At 32.5% G+C, this 4,576-nt stretch carries 6 protein-coding genes; 5 read left to right on the top strand and 1 reads right to left on the bottom strand.

All coding sequences use genetic code 11. From position 1 onward, the window contains the following. Positions 1–45 precede the first annotated feature (45 nt). The 5 genes from AC1DSL_RS16050 (at position 46) to AC1DSL_RS16030 (ending at position 2,969) form a co-directional block, all read left to right on the top strand. Positions 46–300: a hypothetical protein gene (locus tag AC1DSL_RS16050; protein WP_477532953.1), complete on the top strand. Its 255-nt coding sequence runs from the start codon at positions 46–48 to the stop codon at positions 298–300. Positions 301–441: 141 nt separating this feature from the next. Continuing rightward, positions 442–1,014 carry a hypothetical protein gene (locus tag AC1DSL_RS16045; protein WP_477532952.1) on the top strand — a complete coding sequence of 191 codons (573 nt, stop codon included), beginning with the start codon at positions 442–444 and terminating at the stop codon, positions 1,012–1,014. 86 nt (positions 1,015–1,100) lie between these two features. After that, positions 1,101–1,421 carry a hypothetical protein gene (locus tag AC1DSL_RS16040; protein WP_477532951.1) on the top strand — a complete coding sequence of 107 codons (321 nt, stop codon included), beginning with the start codon at positions 1,101–1,103 and terminating at the stop codon, positions 1,419–1,421. Positions 1,422–1,641: 220 nt separating this feature from the next. After that, positions 1,642–2,442 (top strand): hypothetical protein, encoded by an 801-nt coding sequence (locus tag AC1DSL_RS16035; RefSeq protein WP_477532950.1) that lies wholly within the window; start codon positions 1,642–1,644, stop codon positions 2,440–2,442. A gap of 215 nt (positions 2,443–2,657) precedes the next feature. Further along, the gene (locus AC1DSL_RS16030) at positions 2,658–2,969 is read left to right on the top strand and encodes a DUF3888 domain-containing protein (protein WP_477532949.1); all 312 of its coding nucleotides are present in this window, start codon (positions 2,658–2,660) and stop codon (positions 2,967–2,969) included. A gap of 489 nt (positions 2,970–3,458) precedes the next feature. Here AC1DSL_RS16030 and AC1DSL_RS16025 read toward each other — a convergent pair whose 3' ends face one another. Continuing rightward, positions 3,459–4,232 (bottom strand): DeoR/GlpR family DNA-binding transcription regulator, encoded by a 774-nt coding sequence (locus tag AC1DSL_RS16025; RefSeq protein ID WP_477532954.1) that lies wholly within the window; start codon positions 4,230–4,232, stop codon positions 3,459–3,461. Between the last annotated feature and the right edge of the window lie 344 nt (positions 4,233–4,576).

The raw sequence follows: 4,576 nt of genomic DNA, 5'->3' as shown, positions 1-4,576 counted from the left end.
ATGATAATACACTCATCGAAGGTTTTTACTTGAGGGGATAACACAATGCGTTCATTTTTGAGAAAACAATTTATTGACGGAAGAATTAAAGCGATTGCATTTATACAATTTATTTTAGTAGCATTAGTGATTTATTATAATTTTGGTTACACCAATCCTAATTACAGAATTATATATATGGTTATAGGAGTATTCCTTTTATTATTTAGTATTGAAGAGTACATTTTGAAAAAAAGTAATTATAAATTCTGGTTAATCTTATCTGTTATTTGTGGCGGAATCGCATTAAATAATTTCTAATTTAACTAACGGGTGCTTTACTTCAATAAGGAGTGAAGCCTTTTTTCTTATTGAACTAACGGGGCAGTTTAGCGGAAGAAGGAAAAGTGATATAACAGATAGAATAGTATGCATATATACAAGAATGAGGAGCAAATTTACATGATAGATAAAAGAACCATTAAAGAAAACGACCATGAAATAGACGAAGCCCTCAGCAAAATTACTGATACTGAAATCTTATTAAATTTCCAAAAAGCAATTGTTAGTTTATATCCACATTTAATACCCATTCACGCTTTTGCATATGATGCGTGGGATGACATAGTAGAACCACTATTTTATGAAATGGTTTATAATACCTTTACTTTTAAATATGGCATTAATATAAAACGTAATGAAACCCACACTTACAACCTCACATTGAACTGCTACAAGGGAATAAACCATATAGAATGTATTCCTAAGATTACAATTTATCGAGCTCTAATTAACGATGAATGGTTAGATATGGAAATTAATATTGAAAAGGTGCTTATCTTTATATCGTTTGGAGATGGAATTCATTTTTTAACTGGCGGATTTGATATTCAAGATGCCCAACATGTAAGTTTCAACTTTCTTGAAGTAGATTTAGTCTGTGTAAAAACAGGGTTAAATACTAACTCAAGTTTTTTTGTGAAAAAGGAAGATTTTGATTTTGTGTTTGTAGCAGAACCCATTAATGAATATTAGCTTGTAATTCAGCTAAAGGGGCAGGTTAGTTTAATAAGAGAACAAGCTGTTATGGTAATAAGAAGTTTAAGAATGAAGGTGAACTGATGGAAAATAACGCTAAATACTATATAACCTTTGGAGCTGACATAGGAGATGTAAATGCAGGTAAAGCCATTTCACCTCACCTTTATGAATTAAGGAAATTAAACTATAGGTTTTGCGACAAAATTTATTGCGAAGAGATAGATGAAATTGCACCAATTCTACGTGTAGATGGTGACTTGGCGTACTGGGGATTTGAAGGTTGTGAGAAATTACGACTTAGCAAAAAGTATCGATATATTACAATAGATGTTGGGATGCCACGGTCAAGATGGGAAGGTATTAATGCAAAAGTATTAGAATTTATCTTATTGATAACCTAAAAGAAGCATTAGAGTTAATGGTAAAAAGATTAAAAAAAGAAAAAAAACAAGGTAAATGAAAATGAATTATGGACTGATTTTGCAAAAGTAGAAAGAGATTTCTTATTMAACTAACGGGKGCTTTAGTTTAAGTACATTGGGCTGCTTAGGTAGACTACATATAACTTTATTGAACTGGGCAAACTACCTTAATTGATAAAATAAGGTGGTAATTAAAAATATGAAAACCAAACAAATTTTCTTTATGTTGGTTTCATTCGTTTTAGTATTAATGTTATTTTCTACGGGATTGATGTCGAACAAAGTTACAGAAGAATCTGAGAAAGTCATTGCTGAAGAGAAACGAGAACGAATAGTTTTACTAAGTGTCCCTTCAGAAAATAGGCATCAAATGATTTACTTAATGGCAGATAAAATAACTTGGATGGACTATGAGAACTTTGTTATTCAAGTTGGTGATAGTACACAAGAAGCGTTGTATCGCTTCCCTAATTGGTATCACGGAAAGTATCCGCCTGATCTATTTTACAATGATGTGAATGGCGACACCTATGGTGACATTATCATTGTTCTTAATAATGATAAGGCTGGTAGGGGGAATCCTCGAAAGGACATTCATATTTTGAATTTTATCAAAGAGCGAGAAGAGTATGAAGAAGCCCTTATCGAGTCTATTGAAAAGACAAAAACAACAATTAATTCTATAGTGACACTAGAGAAACAGGGCAATATCGTGAAGATTCATGTAGACGGCGAGAAGTACACCAACGATATCTCCAAATACAATTACAGGAACCCACGCGAACCATTTAGCATCAGTTTCCAGGGGATAAACTACTCTGTTGAAAATGGACAACTGTTTGGAAAAGTGCCTGTTTATATATCACAAGATAGTTTCTCCGGAGGATTAATTGGTTTGCTCAAACTTGCGTACGATTGGGATGGAAAAGAGTATGTTGTAAAGCAGATAAAGTTTTTACCATATAATTCTGATGATGAACAATTTTTCTTCCTATACTAACTAATTCAGCCGAAACTATTTGGAAGTTATTGTACTAACGGGTGCTTTACTTCAATAAGAATATATTTGATATCAAYGGATAAAATACCTACAAARTAAGTTGAGTAGGTGWTKAWATGAAAAWAATWWTTATWATTTTWATCKTTGGTATWGTTWTGACTACATCAYTAATAACGTACGCAAATCGTCCAATAACACAACCTACACGAGAGAATGTGTTAGAAGATGCCGTAATTGATCTATTACAGCCRCAATTAAGCAAAGCGATTGAAGACCATTATGGAACTACTTTTGCCATAGGGACGTTTTGTGAAAGGGTTATTGAAATAAAGAAATTGGAACATCCTGGTTCTTGGATGTTTGAAGCTAAGCTGGAGTTTGTTACTTTCACTGGTCCACACAATTTTAAAGATATCTTTACCGTTACATTAAGACAAGATTGGGAAACTGAAGGTTGGGTAATGCAAAAATACGATGTACGAAAGTATGATTACAACGAAAAATATGCGTGTAGAAGACCTGCATAATAGCATATTTCTTATTCAACTAACGGGTGCTTTACTTCAATAAGGAGTGAAGCATTTTTCTTATTCAACTAACGCAGCAGTTTAGTTGTATTAATTTTACTGACAGGTTCCTTTGGACCATTTGTATTAACAGCTACACAAGTTTTGATTGTTTTATTCTGCATTATGGTTACTACAATACCTTTAACAATGATTGTTTATGCTAATAGAATATAGGGGGCGATTATGAAACTTTATATGTTTGATTGTGAAGCATTGCACATAAACTAACGGATGCTTTAGCTCAAAACAATGGTTGTAAAACAACTCTTTTTTCTTCTTCAACTAAAGCAGAAGGTTAGTTGAAGAGTATTGTTTAACTTGTGTTCAACAAGCGGGCCAGACTGTTGAACAAATATCAATAMTAGATATKACCTTTTGTGCTCTTTATATTGATGCTAATAACAATTCCTTTTGCAAAATGAAATTAGTGTTCTAACACATTGTGAATTAGTGTGGAGAATGAATACGAATACCCTGTTTGCTATATTCCTCTACCATGTTAGATGATAATGAACTATCAGTAACGAGCAGGTCAATATCCTTTAGTGGACAAATATTGATGTAAGAAGACGTCTCAAACTTTGATGAATCAGCAACGACTACTTTATATTTTGTCCGTGACATAATGGTTTGAATAACGCCTACTTCATGCATTCTAAAATCCGTTAAACCGTGTTCAAGCGATAATGCATTCACCGTGATAAAAGCAATATCAATATTGAAATTAGACAAGATTTCTTCACATTGTTTCCCATATAAAGTATATTCCTCTGGATTATAAAAGCCGCCGGTGAGGATGACATTGAAATGTCTATTCGTTCCAAGAATCGATAAAATACGAAGATCGTTTGTAATAATGGTTAACCTCTTAAACCTTTCAACAATGGCTTTTGCAACTTCGATCGTCGTAGTCCCGCCGTTTAGAGCAATCGCTTGCCCCTCTTCAATTAATTCAATTGCTAATGAGGCAACTTCTTGTTTTTTTTCTAGATTTTTGACTTCTCTTTCATTAAAAAGCTTATTTACTACATTATCAGTATTTTGGATTAAAACAGCCCCGCCGTGAACACGTTTCACGTTTCCCTTATTCTCAAGAACCTCTAAATCTCTTCTTACAGTATCGATTGAGACATCCAATAAAGTAGCAAGCTCAGAAGCTTTTGCAGCTTTTTGCTGTTTTAAAAAGGATTCAATCATTTGATGTCTTTGTTCTTGTAACATCACGAAGTACTCCCCCTATTCTTTTATATAACAAGTATAAAAATAATAGCACAAATCAAAAAAAAAGCAAAATAATGCATAGAAAAGCATTTTGTAAAGTTAAAAGTATATATTCTTTATGAAAAAAGTGTAAATGTTATGTAATTAAAGAGTAAAACCCATTGTAAAACAGCAAAAAACGGATTAATATTGCATTTGTAAGCAAATGAAAACCAAAAAAGAAGGGAACTCACTGAATGGGAAACTATTATAATCCAGTCAAAATTAAAATAGCTACGATAGATATTATCGAGGATGTCTTAAATGCAATCAATCCACAAATTAAAAATATTGTCCTTTTACAT

Source organism: Paenisporosarcina sp. P4_D4 (assembly GCF_056401835.1).
This window is presented reverse-complemented; position numbering and strand designations above follow the sequence as displayed.